The 24,243-nt window shown below is 72.8% G+C and carries 22 protein-coding genes; 8 read left to right on the top strand and 14 right to left on the bottom strand.

The window, feature by feature from the left end:
- The 5 genes from ACGF5O_RS23330 (at position 1) to ACGF5O_RS23310 (ending at position 4,846) form a co-directional block, all read left to right on the top strand.
- Positions 1-507: a MaoC family dehydratase gene (locus tag ACGF5O_RS23330; RefSeq protein WP_393811791.1), complete on the top strand. Its 507-nt coding sequence runs from the start codon at positions 1-3 to the stop codon at positions 505-507.
- Positions 508-509: 2 nt separating this feature from the next.
- Entirely contained in the window at positions 510-1,715 is a 1,206-nt protein-coding gene (locus tag ACGF5O_RS23325) for an acyl-CoA dehydrogenase family protein (RefSeq protein WP_393811790.1), read from the top strand.
- 169 nt (positions 1,716-1,884) lie between these two features.
- On the top strand, positions 1,885-2,541 hold the full coding sequence (locus tag ACGF5O_RS23320; RefSeq protein WP_089104115.1) for a phosphatidylserine decarboxylase: 657 nt from the start codon (positions 1,885-1,887) through the stop codon (positions 2,539-2,541).
- Positions 2,542-2,563: 22 nt separating this feature from the next.
- A complete protein-coding gene (pssA, locus tag ACGF5O_RS23315; RefSeq protein ID WP_391369718.1) occupies positions 2,564-3,388 on the top strand; it encodes a CDP-diacylglycerol--serine O-phosphatidyltransferase in 825 nt (274 codons plus the stop codon).
- A gap of 228 nt (positions 3,389-3,616) precedes the next feature.
- A complete protein-coding gene (locus ACGF5O_RS23310; RefSeq protein ID WP_393811789.1) occupies positions 3,617-4,846 on the top strand; it encodes an alpha/beta fold hydrolase in 1,230 nt (409 codons plus the stop codon).
- Positions 4,847-4,852: 6 nt separating this feature from the next.
- Here ACGF5O_RS23310 and ACGF5O_RS23305 read toward each other — a convergent pair whose 3' ends face one another.
- Entirely contained in the window at positions 4,853-5,989 is a 1,137-nt protein-coding gene (locus ACGF5O_RS23305) for a glycerate kinase (protein ID WP_393811935.1), read from the bottom strand.
- 267 nt (positions 5,990-6,256) lie between these two features.
- On the opposite strand from ACGF5O_RS23305, the gene ACGF5O_RS23300 reads away from it, so the two are divergent.
- Both ACGF5O_RS23300 and ACGF5O_RS23295 read left to right on the top strand, forming a co-directional pair.
- A complete protein-coding gene (locus ACGF5O_RS23300) occupies positions 6,257-6,751 on the top strand; it encodes an NUDIX domain-containing protein (protein WP_393811788.1) in 495 nt (164 codons plus the stop codon).
- A gap of 57 nt (positions 6,752-6,808) precedes the next feature.
- Positions 6,809-7,543 (top strand): NAD-dependent deacetylase, encoded by a 735-nt coding sequence (locus ACGF5O_RS23295; protein ID WP_393811787.1) that lies wholly within the window; start codon positions 6,809-6,811, stop codon positions 7,541-7,543.
- Between the two features lie 390 nt (positions 7,544-7,933).
- On the opposite strand, the gene ACGF5O_RS23290 is transcribed toward ACGF5O_RS23295, so the two are convergent.
- From ACGF5O_RS23290 to ACGF5O_RS23280, 3 genes are all read right to left on the bottom strand, one after another.
- Positions 7,934-8,416 carry a methylated-DNA--[protein]-cysteine S-methyltransferase gene (locus tag ACGF5O_RS23290; protein WP_393811786.1) on the bottom strand — a complete coding sequence of 161 codons (483 nt, stop codon included), beginning with the start codon at positions 8,414-8,416 and terminating at the stop codon, positions 7,934-7,936.
- A 20-nt stretch (positions 8,417-8,436) separates the two neighbouring features.
- Positions 8,437-9,903 carry an AlkA N-terminal domain-containing protein gene (locus ACGF5O_RS23285; protein WP_393811934.1) on the bottom strand — a complete coding sequence of 489 codons (1,467 nt, stop codon included), beginning with the start codon at positions 9,901-9,903 and terminating at the stop codon, positions 8,437-8,439.
- Positions 9,904-9,996: 93 nt separating this feature from the next.
- Complete coding sequence (locus ACGF5O_RS23280) at positions 9,997-10,887, bottom strand: SDR family oxidoreductase (protein ID WP_393811785.1); 891 nt, start codon at positions 10,885-10,887, stop codon at positions 9,997-9,999.
- 160 nt (positions 10,888-11,047) lie between these two features.
- On the opposite strand from ACGF5O_RS23280, the gene ACGF5O_RS23275 reads away from it, so the two are divergent.
- Positions 11,048-11,995 (top strand): LysR family transcriptional regulator, encoded by a 948-nt coding sequence (locus tag ACGF5O_RS23275; RefSeq protein WP_393811784.1) that lies wholly within the window; start codon positions 11,048-11,050, stop codon positions 11,993-11,995.
- 34 nt (positions 11,996-12,029) lie between these two features.
- Here the strand turns inward: ACGF5O_RS23275 and ACGF5O_RS23270 are convergent, their stop codons facing one another.
- The 10 genes from ACGF5O_RS23270 to ACGF5O_RS23225 all read right to left on the bottom strand — a co-directional run bounded on the left by ACGF5O_RS23270 (position 12,030) and on the right by ACGF5O_RS23225 (position 24,136).
- Positions 12,030-12,488 carry a hypothetical protein gene (locus ACGF5O_RS23270; RefSeq protein WP_393811783.1) on the bottom strand — a complete coding sequence of 153 codons (459 nt, stop codon included), beginning with the start codon at positions 12,486-12,488 and terminating at the stop codon, positions 12,030-12,032.
- Positions 12,489-12,521: 33 nt separating this feature from the next.
- Positions 12,522-12,998, bottom strand: coding sequence for an SHOCT domain-containing protein (locus ACGF5O_RS23265; RefSeq protein WP_362590245.1), 477 nt, complete (start codon positions 12,996-12,998; stop codon positions 12,522-12,524).
- A gap of 126 nt (positions 12,999-13,124) precedes the next feature.
- Complete coding sequence (locus ACGF5O_RS23260) at positions 13,125-13,322, bottom strand: hypothetical protein (protein WP_089107713.1); 198 nt, start codon at positions 13,320-13,322, stop codon at positions 13,125-13,127.
- Positions 13,323-13,432: 110 nt separating this feature from the next.
- Positions 13,433-16,183 carry a LuxR C-terminal-related transcriptional regulator gene (locus tag ACGF5O_RS23255; protein ID WP_393811782.1) on the bottom strand — a complete coding sequence of 917 codons (2,751 nt, stop codon included), beginning with the start codon at positions 16,181-16,183 and terminating at the stop codon, positions 13,433-13,435.
- Between the two features lie 74 nt (positions 16,184-16,257).
- Positions 16,258-17,058 carry a YhjD/YihY/BrkB family envelope integrity protein gene (locus tag ACGF5O_RS23250; protein WP_393811781.1) on the bottom strand — a complete coding sequence of 267 codons (801 nt, stop codon included), beginning with the start codon at positions 17,056-17,058 and terminating at the stop codon, positions 16,258-16,260.
- Positions 17,059-17,525: 467 nt separating this feature from the next.
- Positions 17,526-18,035 carry an O-acetyl-ADP-ribose deacetylase gene (locus ACGF5O_RS23245; protein ID WP_393811780.1) on the bottom strand — a complete coding sequence of 170 codons (510 nt, stop codon included), beginning with the start codon at positions 18,033-18,035 and terminating at the stop codon, positions 17,526-17,528.
- Positions 18,032-19,441, bottom strand: a complete 1,410-nt coding sequence (locus ACGF5O_RS23240) for a phytoene desaturase family protein (RefSeq protein ID WP_393811779.1) — start codon at positions 19,439-19,441, stop codon at positions 18,032-18,034. Before ACGF5O_RS23240 ends, ACGF5O_RS23245 begins: the two co-directional genes overlap by 4 nt.
- Positions 19,442-19,525: 84 nt before the next feature.
- Positions 19,526-20,374 (bottom strand): inositol monophosphatase family protein, encoded by an 849-nt coding sequence (locus ACGF5O_RS23235; RefSeq protein ID WP_393811778.1) that lies wholly within the window; start codon positions 20,372-20,374, stop codon positions 19,526-19,528.
- 131 nt (positions 20,375-20,505) lie between these two features.
- A complete protein-coding gene (locus ACGF5O_RS23230) occupies positions 20,506-22,320 on the bottom strand; it encodes a gamma-glutamyltransferase family protein (RefSeq protein ID WP_393811777.1) in 1,815 nt (604 codons plus the stop codon).
- A 106-nt stretch (positions 22,321-22,426) separates the two neighbouring features.
- Complete coding sequence (locus ACGF5O_RS23225; protein ID WP_393811776.1) at positions 22,427-24,136, bottom strand: LCP family protein; 1,710 nt, start codon at positions 24,134-24,136, stop codon at positions 22,427-22,429.
- Between the last annotated feature and the right edge of the window lie 107 nt (positions 24,137-24,243).

Raw genomic sequence — 24,243 nt, 5'->3', positions numbered from 1 at the left:
ATGCAGTTCGGACGGACGTACGAGGAGTTCGAGGTCGGGGCGACGTACAAGCACTGGCCCGGAAAGACGGTCACGGAGTACGACGACCACCTCTTCTGTCTCCTCACCATGAACCACCACCCGCTCCACATGGACACCAACTACGCCGAGAAGACGACGGACTTCGGCAGGAACGTGGTGGTCGGGAACTACATCTACTCGCTGCTGCTCGGCATGTCCGTACCAGACATCTCGGGCAAGGCAATCGCCAACCTGGAGATCGAGTCGCTCAAGCACGTGGCGCCGACCTTCCACGGCGACACGATCTACGGCCAGACCACCGTGCTCGACAAGTGGCCGTCCAAGTCCAAGAACGACCGCGGGATCGTCTACGTCGAGACCAAGGGCTACAAGCAGGACGGCACGCTCGTGTGCGTCTTCCGCCGCAAGGTGATGGTGCCGACCGAGACGTACATCAAGGAGCGCGGCGGCGAGCAGCCGGGCCGCCCGGAACTTCAGGAGCGCTAGTCATGGCCCGTCTCGCCCAGACCGCCGGTCTGACCGACGTCCAGCAGGAGATCCTCTCCACCGTCCGCGACTTCGTGGACAAGGAGATCATCCCGGTCGCCACCGAGCTGGAGCACCGCGACGAGTACCCGCAGCAGATCGTCGACGGGCTCAAGGAGCTCGGCCTCTTCGGCCTGATGATCCCCGAGGAGTACGGCGGCCTGGGCGAGTCCCTCCTGACGTACGCGCTGTGCGTCGAGGAGATCGCCCGCGGCTGGATGTCCGTCTCCGGCATCATCAACACGCACTTCATCGTGGCGTACATGCTCAAGCAGCACGGCACGCAGGAGCAGAAGGACCACTTCCTGCCGCGGATGGCGGCCGGCGACATCCGGGGCGCGTTCTCGATGTCGGAGCCGGGCCTCGGCTCGGACGTGTCCGCGATCACCTCGAAGGCGGTGAAGGACGGCGACGAGTACGTCCTGAACGGCCAGAAGATGTGGCTGACGAACGGCGGCACCTCGTCGCTCGTGGCCGTCCTCGTCCGGAGTGACGAAGGACACCCCGAGGGCACGGCCCCGCACAAGTCGATGACGACCTTCCTGGTGGAGAAGGAGCCCGGCTTCGGCGAGGTCCGCCCCGGCCTCACCATCCCGGGCAAGATCGACAAGATGGGCTACAAGGGCGTCGACACCACCGAGCTGATCATGGACGGGCTGCGGATCCCGGCCGATCGGGTGCTCGGCGGCGCCACGGGCCGAGGTTTTTACCAAATGATGGACGGAGTCGAGGTCGGCCGCGTCAACGTGGCGGCCCGTGGCTGCGGTGTCGCCCAGCGTGCGTTCGAACTGGGCGTCCGATACGCCCAGCAGCGTCACACTTTCGGCAAGGCGATCGCCCAGCACCAGGCCATCCAGTTCAAGCTGGCGGAGATGGCCACCAAGGTCGAGGCGGCGCATGCCATGATGGTCAACGCCGCACGCAAAAAGGACTCCGGGGAGCGAAACGACCTGGAGGCAGGGATGGCGAAGTACCTCGCCTCCGAGTACTGCAAGGAGGTCGTGGAAGACGCCTTCCGCATCCACGGCGGCTACGGCTTCTCCAAGGAGTACGAGATCGAGCGCCTCTACCGTGAGGCGCCGATGCTGCTGATCGGCGAAGGTACCGCCGAGATCCAGAAAATGATCATCGGGCGCAGGCTGCTCGAAGAGTATCGATTCCAGGGCTGATTGTCCCGGTACGGGGTGTTTTCTTCGAGAAGAAGATCACACCCCGTCAACGGTCTTCGGCCGCCGACTCGTCTTCCTGGCTTGCCCAGTTGCGGCCCCCGACCGGTACGATCCCGGAAAGCCGCCGTCCCCGTATCCTGCGCGGCATCATCCGCTACGAAGGTCATCCATGCCCCACAGCCAAACCTCTGCACATCGAGACAGCCTGGCCGGCGTACGCCTCGCGCGCGGAGCATCGCCGTGGCTTCTCCCGACCGTCGCCACCGCAGCCGTCAGCCTCCTGCGCGCCCGTCGCTCCGGCGCGGCCAAGGCAGTCGCCGTACCCGCCACCGCGCTCGCGGCGGGCATGCTGTGGTTCTTCCGCGACCCCGAGCGTGAGATCGCCCAGGGCCGTGTCATCTCCCCCGCCGACGGTGTGGTGCAGAGCATCATGCCGTGGAAGGACGGACGCACCCGGGTCGCGATCTTCATGAGCCCGCTCAACGTCCACGTCAACCGCGCGCCCCTCGCGGGCGAGGTGACGTCGGTGGAACACATCCCCGGTGGCTTCGTTCCCGCCTTCAACAAGGAGAGCGAGAACAACGAGCGCGTAGTCTGGCATTTCGACACCGAACTCGGCGACATCGAGATGATCCAGATCGCCGGCGCGGTGGCCCGCCGTATCGTCCCCTACATCCCGCAGGGCACGAAGGTCGAGCAGGGCGACCGCATCGGTCTGATCCGCTTCGGCTCGCGTGTCGACATCTACCTGCCGGAGGGCGTGGACGTCGCGGTCGAGGTCGGCCAGAAGACCGTGGCTGGGGTGACTCGCATTGACCGTGATTGATCCTGAGACCCAGGCGGGCTGGGTGCCCGAGGCCGACGAGATCGGCGACGACGAGGAGGAGATGCCGCTCTCTCTCCGCCTGTCGATAGCGGACACCCTCACGCTCGGCAACGCCACGTGCGGCTTCATGGCGGTGTACTTCACCACCACGGGCATCCTGATCCCGCACCTCACCGGGGACGACCAGTCGGCCGGCATGGCGCGCCACAGCGCCGCCACCGCCGTCATCCTCATGCTCTGCGCGGCGGTCTTCGACCTGTTCGACGGCCTGGTCGCGCGCAAGCTGCGCTCCTCCCCCATGGGCGCGGAACTGGACAACCTCTCCGACCTGATCAGCTTCGGCCTCGCGCCGGCCTACTTCGTGCTCGTCTACGGCATGGTGGCCGACGACGCGTACCAGAAGGTGGCCGCGGTCGGAGCGGTGGTCGTGCTCCTCGCCGTGGTGCTGAGACTCGCCCGGTTCTCGTGCGTGACACCGCCGAACGGCATGTTCCAGGGCATGCCGAGCCCCTTCGGCGCGCTGACGGTCGTCTCGATCGTGCTCCTGGAGCTGCCCTTCGTGGCGACGCTGCTCGCCATCCTGGGCACGGCCTGGCTGATGGTGAGCCGGGTGGAGTACCCGAAGCCGCGCGGGCGCCTCGCGGTCGCGATGCTCGCCTGGATCGTCCTCTCGATGGGGCTCCTGGTCTCCTGGGCCTTCGACGCGCCCAGCGGCCAGCTCCTCCTCCAGACCGGCTGCGCGCTGCAGCTGGTGATGGGCGCGGTGATCCCGCTGTTCGCGACGGCCCGCCGGGTGAACAACTTCCGCGACAACAGGCGCGAGGCACGGGCGACACAGCTGCCCTGACCCTCGTCACAACGCCGAAACGGGTGTGGCCCGAGCCTTCGAGGCTCGGGCCACACCCGTTTCGGCTTCAAGGGCGTACGGCGTGGCTCTTGACCGGTCAACTACCCATGGTCAGTGTCGAGTTGCAGAGGTCCGGGAAGGGGAGGACGGTGGAATTGGGGTGAATTTTGCAATGACTTGCCCCAATTCAGGGGGGATTTGTCTCCACATGCCGATCGGAGGACAGCCATGCCCGCACCCACCGCCCAGGACCACCTCGTCCCGCACATCTCGTCCATCCCGGCGAACGAGGGCGACTCCGTGAAACTCTTCGTGCGGGAGTACAACGGCACCCAGGGCAACCAGCCGCGCTCCCCCGTCCTGATGCTGCACGGCCGAAGCGTGCCGGTCGTCGCCGGGTACGACCTCACCGGCCCCGGACACGACATCACGTACAGCTGGGCGCAGGAACTGGCCTCGCACCACTACGACGTGTTTCTCATGGATCTTCAGGGAAGTGGCCGGTCACCGCGCCCGAAGATGGACGAGCCCCGTAACGCCAACCCGGCACAGCGGGGCGTGCTCACCCCCAACCCCCTGCCGGAGCCGTACACCGATCCGCCGCTGTACCCCCACCAGCTGGGCAACTCCGGGAGCGAGTGGGCGGAGCTGGCCACGGTGGTCAACTTCATCAAGGGGCTGCCCAACATGACCACACCGATCGACTTCGTCGGCTGGTCCGCGGCCGGGCCCGTCATGGGGCCCTACACCCTCCAGCACCCCGAGAACGTCAAGAGCCTGTTCCTGCTCGCCCCGATCTTCGCTCCGCTGGGCCGGTGGTCGGGGAACGCCGCGGACCCCTTCGGCCTGCCGCCGAACACGACCCTGCCGGTGTCCCAGCCGGCCCCCGTGTTCGGCTTCCCGATGCACGTCAACAGCAAGCGGAACTTCAAGCAGGGGTGGGACCGCGAGCAGGGCAGCGTCGAGCAGCGGGACCCCGACATGGTGGACCGGGCCTGGGCCGCCATGATGGCCAACGACCCCGTCGGCAGTACCTGGGGCCCCGTACTGCCGTCAGGCAGCCCCGAGGGCATCCACCGCTACCGGAACACCTACTTCTGGGGGTGGAACAACGAGACCGCGCCGTTCGAGAGTCCCGCGGGCGCCCACGTGCTCGGCGACCGCGTGCCGGTGGTCCTCGTCCACGGCCAGTTGGACCAGACCGCCAACACACCCGCGAGTTCGCCGGTCCCCGACGACCAGCGCTTCTCCGTCCCGGCGCTCTACGCGGCCATCGCCGGGCAGCACAAGCTGATGTTCCAGCTGGAGGGCGCAGGACACTCCATGGTCTGGGAGCGCCCCGCCGAGATCCTGCACGAGATCTCCCAGCACTGGCTCCAGAACAAGTACAAGGTGTGGGGCCTCACCAGCGGCAGCTACTACCGAGACGCGAACGGCGAGCTGACCCCGCTGGACTAGGCGCCCTCAGCGCAGGAAGTCCCGCGCGATCTGCTCGGCGACGCGCTCCAGGATCGGTCCGGCCTCGGCGATGCACTTGACCACGTCGGGTTCGATCTCGGTGAGCGGGTAGGCGCGGCGGATCCCGGCGCGTCCGAGCGCCTCCGGCGGGAGGGCGAGGCGGCCGCAGACCGCCACGACCTCCTTGTCGGCGGCGCGCGCCGCCGCGGCCACCCCCGCCGGCGCCTTCCCGTGCAGGGTCTGCTCGTCCAGCGAGCCCTCCCCGGTGATCACCAGCGTGGCCCGCTCCAGCGCGGGCGCGAAACCCAGGACGTCGAGCATGACCTCGATACCGGCCCGGAAGCGCGCGCCGAGCAGCAGGGCGCCGTACCCGATGCCCCCGGCGGCCCCCGCACCCGGCGCGACCGCGTACTCGGCGGCGCGCGGACCGACCTCGGCCTCCAGGACCTTCGCGAACTCGGCCAGCGCGGCATCCAGGAGCTCGACGTCGTCCGGCGAGGCGCCCTTCTGCGGGCCGTAGACGGCCGGCGCGCCCTTCGGGCCGGTGAGCGGGTTGTCGACATCGCTGGCGAGGACCAGGTCGACGTCGGACAGCCGCGGGTCGAGGCCCGACAGGTCCGCGCGGGCCAGGTCGGCGAGGCCGCCGCCGCCCGGCGGCACCGGTTCGCCGTCCGCGTCGAGGAAGCGGGCGCCGAGCGCCGACAGCATCCCGGCCCCGCCGTCCGTCGTGGCACTGCCTCCGACGCCGAAGACGATCGTGCGCGCGCCCGCGTCCAGCGCGGCCCGCAGCAGCTCCCCGGAGCCGTACGTGGACGCGGTCAGGGGCGCGAAGACTCCGCGGGGCAGCCGCTGCAGCCCGCTCGCCTCGGCCATCTCCACGACCGCGGTGTCGCCGCGCAGCGCGAACGCGGCGGTGACCTCCTGCCCCAGCGGCCCGGCGACCTCCCGCTCGTGGCGTTCGAAGCCGGCCGCGACGGCCGCGGCCACCGTGCCGTCCCCGCCGTCCGCGACGGGCAGCGCCTCGACGCCGACGTCCGGCGCGACCCGCCTGAGCCCGGCCGTGACCCGCTCGGCGACCTCCACGGCCGTCAGCGAGCCCTTGAACTTGTCCGCGGCGATGAGCACGCGCTGTGTCACCTGTATCCCCTTGCTCTCCGGGCCTCGTGCACGTCAAGGCCAGTCGCGCCGCTGTGACCTTAACCGGAGGACACCCTCGCCGTCATGCCCCGCCCGAAGCCTGGGAGGCGGCTGGGAGCCGCCTGCGAAAGCGGGTGCCCCTCAGCCATGCCCGAGGACAGGGTCCGCAGCGCCGTCCTCGGCTTCGGCGGTTCCCGCGTCGCGGACCTGGCGGCCCCCCGCCGAGCGTCTCGCCCGGACCGGCGCGGCGTCCGCACTGGCTACGCTTCCCGAGTGACCACGACTGACGCCTACGCCGCGTACATCGCGAGCCTGCCCCGGATCCTCGCCGGGGCCGCCGCGCTCTTCCGGGACACCGAGGGACGGGTCCTGCTCGTCGAGCCGAACTACCGGGACGGCTGGGCACTGCCGGGCGGGACCGTCGAGTCCGACGACGGGGAGACCCCGCGCCAGGGCGCCCGCAGGGAGACCCTGGAGGAGATCGGCCTGGACCGCGAGATGGGCCGCCTGCTGACGGTGGACTGGGTGCACGGCACCGGCCGCCCGCCGATCGTCGCCTACCTCTACGACGGCGGGGTCGTCACCGACGCCGACCTCAAGGCGATCCGGCTCCAGGAGGAGGAGCTGCTGTCCTGGCGGCTGGTCCCCCGCGAGGAACTCCCCGCACACCTCCCGGGCTCCCTCGGCCTCCGGGTCCTGGCCGCCCTCGACGTCCTCGCGCAGGACACGGGCACGGCGGAACTGGAGAACGGCCACCGGGTCGGCTGACCGGGCCGCACCGATAACCGCTGGCCCCGGCTGCCCGCCCGCCCTACCCTCGGCCCCATGAACAGGCCCCTGGTCGCCGTCCTCAGCGGCGCCGGTATCTCCACTGATTCCGGGATCCCGGACTATCGCGGCCCCAACGGGCTGTGGCGGAAGGATCCCGAGGCCGAGAAGCTCGTGACGTACGAGTACTACATGGGCGACCCGGAGATCCGGCGCCGGTCCTGGCAGATGCGGCGCGGGAACCGGGCGCTGCGGGCGGAGCCGAACGCGGCGCACCGGGCCGTCGCCGAGCTGGAGCGGTCCGGGGTTCCGGTGCGGGTGATCACGCAGAACGTGGACGGGCTGCACCAGCTCGCCGGGATGCCCGCCCGCAAGGTGCTCGAACTGCACGGCACCGCACGCAGTGTGCTCTGCACCAGGTGCGGTGCACGGGGATCCATGGCGGACGCGCTCGCCCGCGTCGAGGCCGGCGAGGACGACCCGCCGTGCCTGGAGTGCGGGGGCATCCTCAAGTCCGCGACCGTGATGTTCGGGGAGCGGCTCGACCCCGTCGTCCTCGGCGAGGCCCTCGCCATCAGCAAGGCCTGCACCGTGTTCGTCGCCGTCGGCAGCAGCCTCCAGGTCCAGCCCGCCGCCGGCCTCGCGGGCGTGGCCGCAGACCACGGCGCCCGGCTGGTCATCGTCAACGCGGAACCGACGCCCTACGACGAACTCGCCGACGAGGTCGTCCGCGAACCGATCGGCACCGCGCTGCCTCAGCTCCTCCGCGTTCTGGCACGCCAGAGCGCGTGAGGCGCTTCGGCCCTCTCGGCGCGCCCGACGGTGCGCTGTGAACCTCGGCGCGTACGCCATCCCCCGCAGGACGAGGTCAGGCGAGCTTCTTCAGCTGCGCGTCGACGACGTCGTCCGGGATGGTCGGGGGCTGAATGGGGTTGAGGGAGAGGAAGGTGGCGATGGCGGAGTCCTGGCGGACGGCGGTGGCCTGCCGGCAGATCCCGGAGGGAGACGAGGCGGCCCGGTCGCCCCCGTGGGCCGGGACGCACCGACCGTCGGTCCCGGGGCCAGCGCCCGCGAGGCGCTGCTGCGCGCCTCCACCTCCTACCGGACCGCCGACTTCTCCCGCCGCGGGAATCCCGCCACCGAAGCAGAGCCGGCTGACCGTTCGCCGCGCCGCAGGCCCGGTCAGAAGAGGCCCGCTCCCCGTTCGAAGTCGAGCAGGCGCTGCTTGCGGGGCAGGCCGCCGCCGTAGCCGGTGAGGCTGCCGTTGGCGCCGATCACGCGGTGGCAGGGGACGATGATGCCGACCGGGTTCTTGCCGTTGGCGAGGCCGACCGTGCGGGAGGCCTGGGGGTTGCCGAGGGCCTCGGCGAGTTCGCCGTAGGAGCGGGTCTCGCCGTAGGGGATCAGGCGCAGCTGCTCCCAGACGCTGCGCTGGAACGGGGTTCCGTTCAGGCGCAGTTCGAGGGTGAACTCCTTCAACTCGCCCGCGAAGTAGGCGGTCAGCTGGTCCTCGGCCTCGGTGAAGAGGTCGTCGTCGCGGGGACCGAAGGTCTCCTCGGGCGGGCGGTGTCGCTGGTCCTCCATGTAGAGGCCGCAGAGGGTGCCGCCCTCGGCAACGAGGGTGAGGGGGCCGTAGGGGCTGTCGGTGACGGTGTGGTTCTTCACGGCGGTTTCCTTGAACGTCCTTATACGGGCAGGAAGTTGATCGGGTGACTGTCGGTCGCCCACAGGTACTGGACGGCGTACGCGCGCCAGGGGCGCCAGGCCGCCGCGCGGGCGGTGAGGGCGGCCGGGGTGCCGGGCAGGCCCAACTCCTCGGCGGCGCGCCGGATTCCGAGGTCGGTGGGGAGGAAGGCGTCCGGGTCGCCGAGGGCGCGCATGGCGATGACGTCGACGGTCCAGGGGCCGAAGCCGGGGAGGGCGAGGAGCCGGGCGCGCGCCTCGGACCAGTCGCTCTCGACGCCCAGGTGGAGGGTGCCGTCGGCGAGTTGACGGACCAGGGTGGTGAAGGTGGTGCGGCGGGTGCGGGGCATCGCCAGGGTCTCGGGGTCCACGGCCGCGAGCGCCTCGGGGGACGGGAAGAGGTGGGTGAGGCCGCCCTCGGGATCGTCCACCGGGGTGCCGTGGGCGGTCACCAGGCGGGCCGCGTGGGTGCGGGCCGCGGCCGTGGAGACCTGCTGGCCGAGCACGGCCCGGACGGCGAACTCCGCCTCGTCGACGGTGCGCGGTACCCGTCGTCCCGGCGCCTTGTCGACCAGGGGCGCCAGGAAGGGGTCCGTACGCAGCTGGTCGTCGACGGCGACCGGGTCGGCGTCCAGGTCGAGCAGCCGCCGGCAGCGGCTGATGGCGACGGGCAGGTCCCGCAGGTCGCTGAGGGTGAGCCGGCAGGCGATGTGGTCGGGCTTCGGGGTGAGGGCGGCGATGCCGTGGCCGTACGGCAGCCGCAGGGTCCGCCGGTAGGCGCCGTCCCGCCACTCCTCGACGCCGGGTACGGCGGTGGCCGCGAGGTGGCCGAAGAGGTTGTCGGGGTTGAGGGGGGCACGGAAGGGCAGCCGGAGGGTGAGCGTGCCGGGGGCGAGCTGAGCCGACCTCGGGCGGCGGTCGCGCAGTTCGGTCGGCGAGAGCGCGAAGACCTCGCGGACGGTGTCGTTGAAGGTGCGGATCGAGGAGAAGCCGGCCGCGAAGGCGATCTCCGCCATCGGCAGCGCGGTCGTCTCGATCAACAGGCGTGCGGTCTGGGCGCGTTGGGCCCGGGCCAGGGCCAGCGGGCCGGCCCCGAGTTCGGCGAGCAGCTGGCGTTCGACCTGCCGGGGGCTGTAGCCGAGGCGGGTGGCGAGGCCGGGTACGCCCTCACGGTCCACGACCCCGTCGGCGATCAGCCGCATGGCACGGGCGACCAGGTCGGCACGCTGGTTCCACTCCGGGGAACCGGGGCTGGTGTCGGGGCGGCAGCGCTTGCAGGCCCGGAACCCGGCCTGCTGACAGGCGGCGGCGCTCGGGTGGAACGTCATGTTCTCGGGCTTCGGCGGTACCGCCGGGCAGCTGGGCCGGCAGTAGATGCGGGTGGTCAGGACCGCGGTGAAGAACCAGCCGTCGAACCGCGCGTCCTTCGACTGTACGGCCCGTACGCAGTGCTCGCGGTCGAGGTGCATCGCTTTCTGCATGGGTCCAGCATCGGCCACCGGAGCGGCCGATGCTGGCGGAAATCCGACACGAAGGTGAGCTGACCTGAGACCCGGGGAGGCTCAGCCGAAGTAGTGGTCCTGGTCGAGGTCGGCCAGCAGTCCGGGCTGCTCGGGGCGCCAGTCGTACCGCTCCCGGGTCGCCTCGCTCGACGTGGGGTTGTCGTTGCCGACGAAGCGGCCTATCCAGCCGAAGTGGGCGGCCGCCTCCTCGGGCGCGAGGGAGACGACCGGTACGTCGAGGCGGCGGCCGATGACCTCGGCGATGTCGCGCAGCCGCACGCCGTCCTCGGCGGCCGCGTGCAGCACGGCACCGGCCGGGGCCGTCTCCAGCGCCTTGCGGTAGAGCCGGGCGGCGTCCAGGCGGTGCACGGCCGACCAGCGGTTGACGCCCTCGCCCAGGTAGGCGGAGATGCCCTTGTCCCGGGCGATGTCGATCAGGTGCGGGACGAAGGCGTGGTCGCCGACGCCGTGCACGTTCGGGAGCCGGATCGCCGAGACCCGTACCCCGCGGTCGGCCAGGGCCAGGGCGGCCCGCTCCGACTCGGCCCGGTGCGCGCCGGGCGCCGCCGGGTCGGGGCCGTCGGTCTCGGTGCCGAGGCGGCCAGGGGCGAGCAGGCCGGTCACGGAGCTGATGACCAGGGGGCGGCCGGAGTCGGCGAGCGCGTCGCCGAAGGCCGCCAGGGCCGCCAGTTCGGTGCGCAGGGCGCCGTGCGGGTCGGAGAAGTCGTGGTTGAAGCCCGTGTGGACCACGCCGTCCGTGGCGTCCGCCGCGACCCGCAGGCCGTCGACGTCGTCCAGGTCGCCGCGGTGCGCCTCCGCTCCCGCCTCCTTCAGGGCCGCCTCGGCCGCGTCCGAGCGGGCGAGGCCGAGCACCTGGTGGCCGGCGCCGAGCAGTTCGCGGACCACCGCGCTGCCGATGAACCCGGTGGCGCCGGTGACGAACACACGCATGACAAATCACCTCACGGAGAGTGCTGCTGCTGGGATGACCCCAGCGTGCGCCCGGCCCCGGGGCCCGGTCCAAGACCTGTTCCGTACCCGGTGATGTCCTTCCGGTCATGACCGCAGCTCACGGCGGCGGCAGCGGAGGCGCCGGGAGTAGAGTCGAGGGGTGCCCGATTCCTTCGTACCGCCGGTGGACCTGGAGCTGCGCCTGGTGCGCTACTTCACCGTGGTCGCCGAGGAGTTGCACTTCGGCCGCGCGGCCGACGCCCTGCATCTCGCGCAGCCGTCGCTGAGCCGTCAGATCCGGCGCCTGGAGCGGGAGCTGGGCGTCCGGCTGCTCGACCGCACGCCGCGCGGCACCCGGCTCACCGAGGCCGGCGAGACCTTTCTGCCGCAGGCAAGGGAATTGCTGCGGACCGCCGCCCGGGCCGCCGCCAGCGCCCGCTCGGCCGCCGCGCACGTCCCGTTCACCGTCGGGTACACCACCCACCAGATCGTCACCCCGGCCGTCCGCGAGCTGCGCCACCGCCATCCGGAGGCCGACGTCCGCACCCTGCACGTGGACTGGAGCGAACCGCGGGTCGCGCTCCTCGACCACCGGGTCGACGTGGTGGTGACCCGGTTCCTGTTCGTCTCCGACGGCCTGGAGATCACGGTCCTCTACGACGAGCCGCGGGTCCTCCTGGTGCCGCTCGGCCACCGGCTGGCCGGCCGGGAGTCGGTCACCCTCGCCGACTTCGCCGACGAGCCGCTCGCCCGTTTCACCGGCTCCGACCGGATCGGCGCGACTCCCCCCGGCCACACCAACCTCGGTGCGGTGGTGGAGACGCTGGAGGACAAGCTGGAACTGGTGGCGAGCGGTGAGGTGGTGTCCCTGGCGCCGGCCGGGTTCCGCGGGAACCTGCGGCCGGACATCGTCGCCGTCCCGATCGAGGACGCGGTCCCCCTCCAGGTGGTCCTCGCCACCCGGGCCGGGGACCGGCACCCCCTGTTCCCGGCGTTCCGCCACGCCGCGGAGTCCCACCTGGTCCCGACGGGCGCCGCCCCGGCCGGCGCCGCCCCGGCGGGGCCGGTGCCGGTGCCCGCGCGGAGCGTCGTGCGGGACTCGCCGTGAGCGGAGTCCCGCACGCCGGATGCGGTACGGCCCGTCAGCCCATGCGCGGGTCCGCCGTGTCCGCGGCGTCCGCCGAGTCGTCGCCGCGCACCACGCACAGCGCCCAGATGATGAATCCGGACAGCGCGATCATGACGACGGACCAGACCGGGTAGTACGGCAGGGACAGGAAGTTGGCGATGATCACCAGGGCGGCGATGGCCACCCCGGCGCCGCGGGCCCACGCGGCCGGCTGGAAGAGGCCGATGCTCACGACCACGGCGATCACGCCCAGGACCAGGTGGATCCAGCCCCAGCTGGTGAGGTCGAACTTGAACACGTAGTTGGGGGTCGTGACGAAGACGTCGTCCTGGGCGATCGCCATGATGCCCCGGAACACGGCGAGCAGTCCGGCGATCAGGAGCATGACGCCGGCGAAGGCGGTCAGTCCGCCGGCCCACGCCATCTTGGCGGTGTGCTGGTGCGGGTGGTGCGCGGAATGTGTCGCGGTCATGCGGCTGCCTCGATTCGTTCTCGGAGGGGGTGCTCAGCGCCCGTGGGCGGTGGGCACCGAACCGGCGCCGGAGCGCTCGGCCGGCCCGTAGTCGCTCAGGACCAGTGCCTTGGCCTTGCGGAACTCCTCGTCCGAGATGTCGCCCCGGGACTTCATCTCGGAGAGCTTGGCCAGTTCGTCGACGCTGCTGGTCTGGGCGGGGCCGCCCTTGGCGGTCTGCCGGATGTACGACTCGAACGCCTTCTGCTGGTCACGGGCCTGGGTGATCTCGCGCTGCCCCATCCCCTTGCCGCGGGCGATCACGTAGACGAGGACGCCCAGGAAGGGGACGACGATGCAGAGGGCCAGCCAGCCGGCCTTGGCCCAGCCGCCCATCGAGTCGTCGCGGAAGATGTCCACGATGACCCGGAACAGCAGGACGAGCCACATGATCCACAGGAAGAGCCACAACATCGTCCAGAAGGCGCTCAGCAGCGGATAGTCGTATGCGAGGTAGGTCTGCGCGCTCATGTACGTCCTCCGTCCACGGCGCCGGCCGGTCGGCCGGGCCCTGCCGTCCCAGCGTGCGCACTGCGGGCGCCGGGGTTCCTCACCCGGTGCGGGTGATCGTGCGTCGCTCCGGTCCCCGCGGCCCCCTCACTCCGGCAGGCGCCGCATCTCCACGACCCGCAGCCCCAGGGAGAGGCAGCGGTTCAGCAGGCCGTACAGATGCGCCTCGTCGACGACGGGACCGAACAGGACCGTCTCGCCGGACATCGTCACGTGTTCCATCTCCGGGAAGGCCCGGGTCAGCGTCTCCGACATGGTCCCTTCGACGCGGATCTCGTAGCGCATGAGCCGTCTCCCGCCGCGGGTCTGCTGCGGTCTGTCCGTCCCGTGATCCTGCCCCCACGGCCACCGCCCGGCCTCACCCGGCACAGGTGAACCGGGCCGCGGGGCAGCGGTCACAGCAGTCCGCGCTCGCGTGCCCGGCGGACCGCGTCACCGCGCCGGCCCACGCCGAGTTTCCGGTAGACGCTCTTGAGGTGCGTCTTCACGGTGTTCACGGAGACGAACAGATCGGCGGCGATCTCCTGCGTGGACATCATCTGCGCCAGCCGGCCGAGCACCTCCCGCTCGCGTCCGCTCAGCTCCTCGACGAGCAGCGGCGGCGGCGAACCGGCGCCGGGGCCGTCGCCGTAGAGCCAGCCCGCGGCCAGGCCGTGCAGCGGCGGGGAGTCCAGGAGCCGGCGGATCTGCGGCCCGGCGTCGAGGAACGGGCGGCGCAGCCGGTCCGGACGGGCCTCCAGGAGGGACCGGGCGAGCAGCTTGCAGGCGGTGCCGGTGTCCCCCGCCTCGGCTGCCGCGCGGGCCCGCACCAGGGTGGCCCGGACGGTGACGCCGGGGCCGCTCCGGCCGTCCGCACACAGCCGGCCAGCCGTCTCGACGGCTTCCTCGCGGTGGCCTGCGTGGCCTGCGTGGCCTGCGTGGCCTGCGGCGAGCCGCGCCCATGCGAGTTCCGCGACGCACAGGGGCCCGTACGGGCCGTCGATCCCGTCCAGCACCTCGGCGGCGGCGCCGGTCCTGCCTTCGGCGAGCAGGGCGGCCGCGGCGGCCAGGGCCGTGTTCGCCCAGGCCCAGGGCGAGGTCACCCGGGTCTCCACGGCGGGTTCGGCCGCGTACGCGGCGGCGGCCGGGTCGCCGAGCGCGAGCCGGAGCCGGCCCGTCGCCAGGGCGCGGCAGGCCTCGGTCACCGGGTCGGGCGCGCCGGGGCCGGGCGCGGAGTCGGCGGCCTCGTCCAGCAGGGCCCCGGCCCGCTCCAGTTCGTCGCGGTCGACCGCGACGACGGCCAGCACCAGCTGGCCGAGCCCGGCGCCGGGGAACGGGCGTCCGCCGCAGTGCCGGGTCGCGTCGGTCGCGGCCAGGGCCCGGCTCTCCGCGCGGTCGAGCCGGCCCTCGAAGTAGTCGATCAGCGCCAGGTGGCCGAGGCAGTCCTCCCGGGGCAGCTCGGTCAGCGCGACACCGGGTTCCTCGGCCACCTCGCCCGCCTCGGCCACCTCGGTCAGGGCGGCGCGGGCCTCGTCGAAGTGCCCGGCCCAGAGGCGGGCCGAGCCCAGGTGGGTGAGGAGGAGGGCGGTGAGCTCGGGATGCCTGGCGAGGAGGTGAGCGGGCACCTCGCGGCGCAGCCGGACAGCCTCGGCCATCGCCTGTTCGGCCCGGTCCGGCGCGCCGGTCAGCCGGGCCGCGAGGGATTCCAGCACCACGCAGCTCAGCCGGGTGGCGGCGGCCGTACCGGCGGGAAGCCGTTCCCCGGCGGGACCGGACCGCGCGCGGCCCCGGTCGAGGCTCTCCTCGGCGCGGCCGAGGTGGGCGAGGCCGTGGTCGAGGTCGTGCTCGGCCAGCTCACGGGCCGCGCGCACCAGGTCCACGGCCGCTCCGCCGGCCTCCGGGCCCATCGCGGAGAACAGCTCGGTGAGGTCGTCGGCGCGCAGACCGGTGAGGAGCCGGCCGATCGCCAGGTCGTCGACGAGGGTGCCGGCGGCGCACTCCCAGTCGCCCGCCGCCGCGCCGTGGGCCAGCGCCTCGGGTACGGCGCCGTGGGCCCGCAGCCACCACGCGGCGCGCCGGTGCAGTTCGGGTTCGAGCCCCGGGGAGCGGGCCCGCAGATGGACCCGGAGGATCTCCCCGAACAGCGGATGCAGCCGGTACCAGGAGTGTCCGAGGTCCTCGACGAACGCGTTCTGCCGGCACAGTCCGGCCAGCAGCGGACCGGGGTCGGGGCGGCCGGTCAGCGCCTGCGCCAGCTCGGGCCCGAACCGGTCCAGAACGCTGACCCGCAGCAGCAGGTCCTGCGTCTGCCGCGGCTGCCGTCCGACCACCTCGGCGAGGAGGAAGTCGGCGATGGTGCTGTGGCCGGCCTCGAACTCCTTCAGGTACGTCTCCGGATCCACGCTCTGCTGGGCGGCCAGCGCGCTCAGCCGCAGCCCGGCCGCCCAGCCCCGGGTACGTGCCACCAGGGCGCGGGTCGCGTCGGCGGGCAGCCGCAGACCGTGCCGGGCCAGCAGGTCGGCCGCCTCCTCGGGGGTGAACGCCAGCTCCTGGTTCCTGATCTCGGTCATGGCCGCCGCCGCCCGGTAGCGGTGCAGGGGCAGCAGGGGCTCGGTACGGGTGACGAGGATCAGCCGCAGTCCCCGTCCGGCGTGGTGCAGGACGAACTCGAGCTGCTCGGCGGTCTCCGGGGCGGCCTGCCGGTCGAACTCGTCGAGGACAAGGATCGCGGGCCGGTCGCGCCCGCTCAGTTCGTCGGCGAGGCGGGCCAGCAGCCGGTGGTCCACCATGCGCGGGCCCCCGGGGGAGCCGGCGGTCCCGGCGGGCGGCGGTGTTCCGGCGGTGTGCAGGGCGTGCAGCACATGGGCCCAGAACATGCCGGGTCCCTGGTCGCCCGCCTCGTTGGTGAACCAGGCGACCGGCTGTCCGAGCCGGGCCGCCCAGTCGGCGACGAGGAGGGTCTTGCCGGCCCCGGCGGCGCCGTTGACCATGGTCAGCGGGGTGTCGAGGGCCTGGTCCAGGTGTGCGGCCAGCCTGGGTCTGCGGACGAAGGTGGCGGGTACGGCCGGCACGGCGAACCGGGTGCGCAGAAACGGCTCCCCCAGGGGATCGGCGTACCCGAGGGCCGGTCCCCGTGCGCTGTCGTCGTTCGCGGCCACAGAGATCACCTCCCGTGTCCGGTCGGCCGTGGTCGGCGCTCGGCACGATCAGGATCTCAGTGTTGGGGCCGCCGCGCAGGGCGTCAGGACGTCGGCGCTCCCGGGGCCCCGCCGGGCGGCGGGCTGCCGAGGCGGGCGGCGAGGAACGGCTCCTGGGCGAGGACCGCGCCGGTGCTCACGCTGACGGTGGCGACCAGGCAGACCACGATCAGCCAGGACAGCAGCACGAAGACCGAGCCCAGCGGGCCGTACTCGCTCACGGTGCGGTTCAGGGTCAGCGGCATGTACAGCTGGGCGGTCGCGCTCAGCGCGGTGAGGGCGGCGGCCGTGATCAGGGCGCCGGGCAGCAGGGGGCGCCAGGCGATCCGGCCGCCGAGGAGCAGGTGCTGGGTCCACCACCACAGGCCGGTCTGGCAGACGAGGGTGACGGGGACGCCCAGCCAGATGCCCAGGCCGAAGCCGTTGTGCAGGGTGCCTTCCAGGAGCAGGGCGCCGACCCACAGGACGAGCCAGGCCACCCAGCGCCAGGGGGCGATCCGGGTGCCGCCGCGGGGGATCTCCCAGGCCCGCTTGCACAGCCGCTGCACGGCCCGGCTGACGGCGGTGGCGGAGATCAGCACCATGAGGCCGCCGACCACGCCGGTGGTCTGCCGCAGGTCCTCGTTCGGGGGCTGCATCAGCTGCTGGATCCCGGTGTCGACCGGTCCGGACAGCCCGAGGACCGAGCGCAGGGAGTGGAGCAGCTGGTCCCGGACGACCGGCGGGGCGTAGGCCGCGAAGACGAAGAGCAGCGGAACGGCGGTCAGGAAGCACTGGGCGGCCAACCGCGTGGCGGTGTCGAAGATGTTCACGGACACCATCCGCTCCGCGAGATGCGTGACCACCGGAAAACGCCTCTCCGCCCGCCGGTGCGCATCTCTGGCAGCGGCCACCATACGCACGCTCCGCCGACGCCACCGGGATACGCGGCCCCCGGACCCGCCGGTCGCGGCCCCACCCGTCGCGGGCCCCCTGAACCCGCCCCCGCCAGCCCCGGTCCCACCAGCCCCGACCCCGCCGGACCCGGACCCCCTGAACCCGCCCCCGCCGGACCCACCGGTCTCGGACCCACCGGACCCTGGCCCGCCGGCCTCAACCCCGCCGGCCCCGACCCCCATGGACCCGCCCCCGCCGGTCTCGGACCCGCCGGAACCGGACCCGCCGGTCCGCGCCCCGCTGCCTTCGGGCACTCCGCCCCCGCCCCCGCTGTGCCGCCTCCGCCCGCTGGTCGGCATCGCCTGCTCCTTTCCCTGTCGTCCAGGGTGCGGGGCGGGCGGTGCGACGGCACCCCGTGCCGTGCCGGGCGGTGCCGTCAGGGCAGCTGTCGGGCGAACGCGTCGTAGGCGCGCTCGTCGAAGAGCACGAAGCGCACCTCCTCGACGGCCGTGTCCGTGTCCTGGACGGTCGCGACGGCGATGCGGGCGCCGTCGTCCATGGGCCAGCCGTAGATCCCGGTGGAGACGGCGGGGAACGCGACCGTGCGGGCGCCGAGTTCGTCGGCGCGTCTGAGGGACTCGCGGTAGCAGGAGGCGAGCAGCTCGGAGCGGTCCTCGGTCGCGGAGTGGACGGGGCCGACGGTGTGGATGACCCACTGGGCGTCGAGGTCGCCGGCCGTGGTGGCGACGGCCTGGCCGGTAGGCAGGCCCTTGCCGTAGTGCGAGGCGCGCAGCTTGCGGCAGTCCGCCAGGACGGCGGGGCCGCCGCGGCGGTGGATGGCGCCGTCGACGCCTCCGCCGCCGAGCAGGGAGGAGTTCGCCGCATTGACGATGGCGTCGACGCTCTGCCGGGTGATGTCGCCCTGGACGAGGGTGATACGGGTCATGACTGTCGCAACCTCCTCCACACGGCCTTCGCCGCGTTGTGCCCCGACATGCCGTGCACGCCCGGTCCCGGCGGGGTGGCCGAGGAGCAGATGAAGACGGCGGGGTGCGGGGTGCCGTACGGGAACAGGGAGAGCTTGGGGCGCAGCATGATCTGCAGGCCGGAGACCGCCCCGGTGCCGATGTCGCCGCCGACGTAGTTGGCGTTGCGGGCGGCGAGCTCGGCGGGGCCCGCGGTGGCGCGGGCCAGTACGCGGTCGCGGAACCCGGGGGCGAAGCGCTCCAGTTGACGCTCCATCACCTCGGTGAGGTCGCCGGTCCAGCCGCTCGGCACATGGGCGTAGGCCCAGAAGACCTGCTTGCCCTCGGGGGCCCGGCCCGGGTCCACCACGCTGGGCTGCACGGTGATCATGAACGGCCGGTCGGGGGCGCGGCCCTCCCGGGCGGCGGCGCGCAGGGCGGTGCCGATCTCGGTGCTGTCCGCCGCGATCTGCACGGTCCCGGCGCGGCGCGCTTCCGGCGCCGTCCAGGGGACCGGCCCGTCCAGCGCGTAGTCGATCTTGAAGACCCCGGGGCCGTACCGGTAGCCCTGGTAGTAGGTGCCGAAGCCGGCGATGCGGGCCAGCGCGGTGGGCGAGGTGTCGAAGATGTACGACCGGGCGGGCGGCAGGTCGTCGAGGCGTTTGACCTCGTAGTCGGTGTGGATGGCGCCGCCGAGGTCCGTCAGGTAGGCGGCGAGGGCGTCGGAGATGGCCTGGGAGCCGCCGCGGGCCACCGGCCAGCCGCGGGCGTGCGCGGCGAGCGCGAAGACCAGGCCGACGGCGCCGGTGGCGAAGCCGCTGAGCGGGGCCATGACGTGCGCGACGAGCCCGGCGAAGAGGGTGCGGGCCGGCTCGTCGCGGAAGCGGCGCAGCAGCAGGGCGGCGGGCGGCAGCCCGGCCAGGCCGAACCGGGCGAGGGTGACCGGGTCGCGCGGCAGCGCGGTCAGCGGCAGGGACATGAAGTCCCGGGCCAGGGTGTCCCACTTGGGCAGGAACGGCTCGACCAGCCTGCGGTAGGTGCCCGCGTCACGCGGTCCGAAGGAGGCCGCCGTCTCGGCGACGGAGCGGGCCAGAACGGCCGCGCGGCCGTCGGGGAAGGGGTGCGCCATCGGCAGGTCCGCGTGCAGCCACTCCAGGCCGTAGCGCTCCAGCGGCAGCGCCCGGAACGCGGGCGAGTTGATCCCGAGCGGGTGGGCGGCCGAACACGGGTCGTGCCGGAAGCCGGGGAGGGTCAGCTCCTCGGTGCGGGCGCCCCCGCCCACGGTGTCCCGGGCCTCGAAGAGGGCCACGGAGAAACCGCGCCGGGCCAGCTCCACGGCGGCCGTCAGGCCGTTCGGCCCCGCCCCCACCACGACCGCATCGAGCATCGACGGCACCTTGGGACCCCTTCGTCAGCCGATGGCCACTCGGGTTCAGGATATGCCGGGGGACTGACACTCCCCGCGCTCGGGTTACCAGTGCGGGTTGAGCAGCAGGTCCACGATCCGGTGGGCGGTGGCGGCGTCGCGGGCCGCGGTGAACGGCAGGGCGTTGTCGCCGGTGATCCGGAACGGCTCGCCGGCGATCGTGAGGTGGGCGCCGCCCGCCTCCTCGACCAGCAGCAGCCCGGCCGCATGGTCCCAGGCGGCCTCCCAGGAGAACGCGGTCGCGTCCAACTCGCCCCGGGCGACGGCGAGATACTCCAGGCCCGCGGAGCCGCAGGCGCGCGGGGCGACGCCGTCGGTCCACAGGGCGAACAGCGCGCGCTTCTGCGCGTCGGTCGTGTAGTCCGGGTGGGAGGTGGCTATCCGGAGGTCCCGGCCCGCCTCGGGCGCGCCGGAGAGCAGCCGCTCGCCATCGAGGAAGGCACCCTTCCCCCGTACCGCGGTGGCGAGTTGCTCGCGGGCCGGGGCGTAGGTCCAGGAGGCGAGCAGGACGCCCCGGTGGGCGAGCGCGACCAGCGTGCAGAAGCCGTCCTCGCCGCGCACGAACTGGCGGGTGCCGTCGACCGGGTCGACGATCCACACCGGCCTGTCGCCCTGGAGCGCGTCGTACGTCTCCGGATCGGCGTGCACCGCCTCCTCGCCGACCACGACGGAGCCGGGCAGCAGTGCGGCGAGCTCCGCGGTGAGGTACCGCTCGGCGAGCCGGTCGGCGTCGGTCACCAGGTCGTGCGGGCCGCTCTTCTGGTCGACCTCGTGGTCGGCGAGCCGGCGCCAGCGGGGCAGGATCTCGGTTCTGGCGGCCTTGCGGATGGCGTCCTCGACGTCACCGCCGTGCTGGAGGAGAAACTCGTCGATGGTCTCCGTTGCTTCGATCATGCCTCCATGAGAGCACGCGCCACTGACAACAATCCCCACGCGTCGCATGTACGGAACATGGAATACGGACGAACAGGCGGCGCCGAAGGCCTGGGTGGCGCCGACGGGCGTACCAGGTCAGCGGGCCGGCGTCAGCGTCCCACCGCGTAGCCCTGCATCCCGCGCGGGTTGGCCGCCGCCGAGAGCACCCCGGTCTCCGGGTCCCGCGCCACGGCGCACAGCCGTCCCTCGGACCAGCCCGGCCCGACCGTGACGTCGTGGCCGCGGCGCCGCAGCTCGGCCACGACCTGCTCGTCCGTGCGGGACTCGACGGTCACGCTCCCGGGGCGCCGGCCGCGCGGGTAGAAGGAGCTGGGGAAGCTGTCGTTGTGCCAGTTCGGGGCGTCGATGGCGCCCTGGAGGTCGAGGCCGCCGCGGACCTCGCCGCGCAGCGCGACGGCGAGCAGGAAGTGCAGCTGCCACTGGTCCTGCTGGTCGCCGCCGGGCGTGCCGAAGGCCAGCACCGGGATGCCGTCGCGCAGGGCGATCGACGGGGTGAGGGTGGTGCGGGGGCGGCGGCCGGGCGTGAGGGTGTTGGGCAGGCCCTCCTCCAGCCAGGCCATCTGGAGCCGGGTGCCGAGCGGGAAGCCCAGCTCGGGGACGACGGGGTTGGACTGGAGCCAGCCGCCGCTGGGCGTGGCCGCGACCATGTTGCCCCAGCGGTCGACGACGTCCAGGTGGCAGGTGTCGCCCCGGGTGGTGCCGTCGGCGGCGACCCGGGCGTCCCCGGGGAGCCGCGCGACCGTCGGCTCCCCGGCGCCCAGCGGGTCGAAGGCGGCGCTCCGGCCGGCCTCCACGCGCGCGTACCCGGGCAGCCGGGGCACGCGCCCGCCGGGGCTGCCCGGCCGCAGCTCGTCGGAGGCCTTGGCGCCGATCAGCTCCCGCCGTCCGGCGTTGTAGGCGTCCGAGAGCAGCTCGGCCAGCGGCACCTCGGCCGCGTCCCCGTACCAGGCCTCGCGGTCGGCCATGGCGAGCTTGCAGCCCTCGATCAGGAGGTGGACGTAGTCGGCGGAGCCGTACGCGGGCAGTTCGGGGGGCAGCAGGGCGAGCTGCTGGAGCAGGACCGGGCCCTGGCTCCAGGGGCCCGCCTTGCACACCGTCCAGCCGTTCCAGTCGTAGCGGACCGGGCTCTCGTAGCCCGCGGACCAGCCGGCCAGGTCGGCGGCGGTGAGGGTGCCGGTGTGCCGGGTGCCGCTGGTGTCCATGGTGGGGCGGGCGGCCTGCCGGAGCAGCGCCTCGGCGACGAAGCCGGTGCGCCACACCTCGCGGGCCGCGTCGATCCGGGCCTCCCGGTCCCCGGCGCCCGCGGTCTCGGCGAGCAGCCGTCGCCAGGTCGCGGCGAGCGCGGGGTTGCGGAACAGCTCGCCGGGGCGGGGGGCCCGGCCGCCGGGCAGGTAGAGCTCGGCCGAGGACGTCCACTCGGTCTCGAACAGCTTGCGGACGCTCTCCACCGTGGCGCCGACGTTCTCCACGGGCGGGTGGCCGTGCTCGGCGTAGCCGATGGCGTACGCCAGGATCTCGTCCAGCGGCCTGGTGCCGTGGTCGCGCAGCAGGAGGAGCCAGGCGTCGAAGGCGCCGGGGACGGCCGCGGCCAGCGGGCCTGTGCCGGGGACGAGGTCCAGTCCGAGTCCCCGGTAGTGGGCGACCGTGGCGCCGGCCGGGGCCACGCCCTGTCCGCAGAGCACCCGTACCTCGCCGCCGGCCGGGGCCAGCAGGATCGGCACCTCGCCGGCCGGGCCGTTGAGGTGCGGCTCGACCACGTGCAGGACGAAGGCGCCGGCGACGGCCGCGTCGTACGCGTTGCCGCCGTTCTCCAGGACCGCCATCGCCGACTGGGAGGCCAGCCAGTGCGTGGACGACACCATGCCGAAGGTGCCCTGGAGGGTGGGACGGGTGGTGAACTGCATCTGTCACCTCGCTGTGCGCACGGCCGGGCCAGGTGTCTGGCGGTTACATGCTTTCACGGCCGTGGCGGGGCGAACCCCCCCCCGTCCGGGGGTTCGCCTCCGCCCGTCACTTGTCCGAGTCGGGCTTGCTCGTCGCCGCCGCGTACGCCTGGGACGGGGTCATCGGGATCCCGTTGAGACTGACCGTCTTGTACTGGCTGACCTTGGCGCAGGTCTTGGAGTCGTCGGCGGTGGAGGCGTTGGCGTTGGAGACGGCCGCCTTGGTGTCGCCGGAGCTGGCCGGGTAGGAGGTGCCGCTGCTCCAGTCGCTGCCGATCACCAGGGTGACGCCGGTGCCGCTGCCCGACTTGATGTGCGAGGCGGGGATGTCCAGGGCCTTGGCGACGGTCTGCGCCTCGGCCTTGTCGCCGCTGCCGTAGGACAGGGTGGTCGTGCTCGCGGAGTCCGGGGCGTTGGCGGTGCTGGTGCCGGTGCTGAAGCCCTGGGAGATCAGGGAGTTCGCGATGGCGGAGGCGCGGCCCGTGATGTCGGTGCCGTTCTCGACGGTCACGGCGATCTGGGCGGCCGGGACGGTCGCGGTGGGCGTCGGCTTCGCGCTCGCGGCCGCCGAGGCGGCCGACGACTTCTTGCCCGAACTGGTCGTCAGCGACTGGTCGTTGGCCATGGTGGCGAACAGGTCCTTGGCACCCTCGCCGACCACCACCCGGTTGCTGTTGTTCGGGTCGGGCGCGGTCTGCATGGTGGTGAACGTCATCCGCTTGGTGGGGACCTTGTTCACGTCGGCCGCGAGCGAGATCAGCTTCTTGACGCTGTCGAGGTCGTCGTCCACGGTCAGCGCCTTGGTGGCCGCGTCGGCGAGCTTGTAGACCGCGGTCGGGTCGGTGAGGGTGCCCGCGCTCTTGAACTTGCGGATCATCGCGCTGAGGAAGATGTGCTGGGAGACGGTACGGCCGAGGTCGCTGCCGTCGCCGAAGCCGTGCCGGGAGCGGACGAACTCCAGGGCGGCCTCGCCCTTGAGGGTGTGGGCGCCCTTGGAGAGCTTCAGGTGCGAGTACGTGTCGTACACGTTGTTGTTGACGCAGACCGAGACACCGCCGACCGCGTCGGACATCTTGACCACACCGGAGAAGTCCAGCTTGACGAAGTGGTCGATGGGGACGCCGGTGAGCTGGTGCACGGTGGCGACCTGGCAGGCGGCGCCGTACTGGAGGGCGCTGTTGACCTGGCCGTAGTAGCCGGAGGTGGACTGGCCGCTCGAACTGTCCTTGCAGGCCGGTACGTCGACCATGGTGTCACGCGGGATGCTCATCACCGTGGCGTTGGAGCGGTCCGCGGATATGTGGACCACCATCTCCACGTCCGCGTTGCCGTTGCCGGTCTGGACGCCGGTCTCCTTGCAGCCGCCGCCGAGCTTGCAGTCGGCCGAGCTGGTCCGGCCGTCCGAGCCGATCACCAGGATGTTGATCGGGGTGCGGCCGAACGCGTCGGCCTTCTCGGTGCCGCCCTTGCCGTCCAGGGAGACGCTGTTGATGTTGCCGTTGAGGTGCTGGTAGAACCACCAGCCGGCACCGGCCGTGACCAGCACCAGGACGGCCGTGACCAGGCCCAGGATCTTCATGACCCGCTTGCCGCGGCCCGGCGGCCTGGCCCGCCGGGAGCCCCCTCTGCCACCGCCGCGGGTCTTGGCCGCCTGCCGGGCGGCCGCCCGGCCGCCGGTCGGCCGCGTCCCGTCGGGCAGGGCGCCACGCTGTCCGGGCACCCGGTCGGTGCGGCTGCGTGTGGCCTGGCCTCCCGGGCCGTCCCACGGGTCGGTCATCTTCCACTCCCATGAACGGTCGGGTCCGTCTGCGGGTACGGTCGGGCGGGTCGGGCGTCCGCGGCGGGTTACGGGCAGCCGCGGGCAGGGCCCATTTGGGTTGCGTG

The organism is Streptomyces sp. NPDC048291, assembly GCF_043201715.1.
Classification (GTDB): domain Bacteria; phylum Actinomycetota; class Actinomycetes; order Streptomycetales; family Streptomycetaceae; genus Streptomyces.
The sequence above is the reverse complement of the archived record's forward strand: the minus strand, read 5'-3'. Positions and strand labels throughout refer to the sequence as shown.

What these genes read in the sequence shown, in the direction of transcription:
- ACGF5O_RS23330 (WP_393811791.1), top strand. Translation starts at nt 1, where the DNA reads ATGCAGTTCGGACGGACGTACGAGGAGTTCGAGGTCGGGGCGACGTAC.
- ACGF5O_RS23325 (WP_393811790.1), top strand. Translation starts at nt 510, where the DNA reads ATGGCCCGTCTCGCCCAGACCGCCGGTCTGACCGACGTCCAGCAGGAG.
- ACGF5O_RS23320 (WP_089104115.1), top strand. Translation starts at nt 1,885, where the DNA reads ATGCCCCACAGCCAAACCTCTGCACATCGAGACAGCCTGGCCGGCGTA.
- ACGF5O_RS23310 (WP_393811789.1), top strand. Translation starts at nt 3,617, where the DNA reads ATGCCCGCACCCACCGCCCAGGACCACCTCGTCCCGCACATCTCGTCC.
- ACGF5O_RS23295 (WP_393811787.1), top strand. Translation starts at nt 6,809, where the DNA reads ATGAACAGGCCCCTGGTCGCCGTCCTCAGCGGCGCCGGTATCTCCACT.
- ACGF5O_RS23285 (WP_393811934.1), bottom strand. Translation starts at nt 9,903, where the DNA reads ATGCACCTCGACCGCGAGCACTGCGTACGGGCCGTACAGTCGAAGGAC.
- ACGF5O_RS23280 (WP_393811785.1), bottom strand. Translation starts at nt 10,887, where the DNA reads ATGCGTGTGTTCGTCACCGGCGCCACCGGGTTCATCGGCAGCGCGGTG.
- ACGF5O_RS23270 (WP_393811783.1), bottom strand. Translation starts at nt 12,488, where the DNA reads ATGACCGCGACACATTCCGCGCACCACCCGCACCAGCACACCGCCAAG.
- ACGF5O_RS23265 (WP_362590245.1), bottom strand. Translation starts at nt 12,998, where the DNA reads ATGAGCGCGCAGACCTACCTCGCATACGACTATCCGCTGCTGAGCGCC.
- ACGF5O_RS23260 (WP_089107713.1), bottom strand. Translation starts at nt 13,322, where the DNA reads ATGCGCTACGAGATCCGCGTCGAAGGGACCATGTCGGAGACGCTGACC.
- ACGF5O_RS23245 (WP_393811780.1), bottom strand. Translation starts at nt 18,035, where the DNA reads ATGACCCGTATCACCCTCGTCCAGGGCGACATCACCCGGCAGAGCGTC.
- ACGF5O_RS23240 (WP_393811779.1), bottom strand. Translation starts at nt 19,441, where the DNA reads ATGCTCGATGCGGTCGTGGTGGGGGCGGGGCCGAACGGCCTGACGGCC.
- ACGF5O_RS23235 (WP_393811778.1), bottom strand. Translation starts at nt 20,374, where the DNA reads ATGATCGAAGCAACGGAGACCATCGACGAGTTTCTCCTCCAGCACGGC.
- ACGF5O_RS23230 (WP_393811777.1), bottom strand. Translation starts at nt 22,320, where the DNA reads ATGCAGTTCACCACCCGTCCCACCCTCCAGGGCACCTTCGGCATGGTG.
- ACGF5O_RS23225 (WP_393811776.1), bottom strand. Translation starts at nt 24,136, where the DNA reads ATGACCGACCCGTGGGACGGCCCGGGAGGCCAGGCCACACGCAGCCGC.